This is a genomic window from Nocardioides cremeus (assembly GCF_030518195.1).
GTDB classification, from domain to species: domain Bacteria; phylum Actinomycetota; class Actinomycetes; order Propionibacteriales; family Nocardioidaceae; genus Nocardioides; species Nocardioides cremeus.
The window spans coordinates 1-211 of the sequence record NZ_JAULSC010000483.1; the positions used below are offsets into that span (position 1 = coordinate 1).

The 211-nt window shown below is 69.7% G+C and carries 1 protein-coding gene; it reads left to right on the top strand.

Annotation, left to right across the window (positions count from 1 at the left end; genetic code table 11):
• Window positions 1–211, top strand: a 211-nt coding sequence (locus QWJ41_RS21815) for a 3'-5' exonuclease (RefSeq protein WP_302710591.1), incomplete at both ends; no start/stop codon positions are given.

A 211-nucleotide genomic window follows, 5' to 3' on the forward strand; every position in this document is an offset into this window, starting at 1 on the left:
AGCTCGGTGCTGCTCGAGCAGAACTACCGCTCCACCCAGACCATCCTGACCGCCGCCAACGCCGTGATCGGCAACACCCGCGGGCGCAAGCCCACGCGGCTGTGGTCCGATGCCGGCGAGGGCGAGCGGATCGTGGGCTACGTCGCCGACGACGAGCACGACGAGGCCCGCTTCATCTCCGAGCGCATCGACAAGCTCACCGACGCCGGTG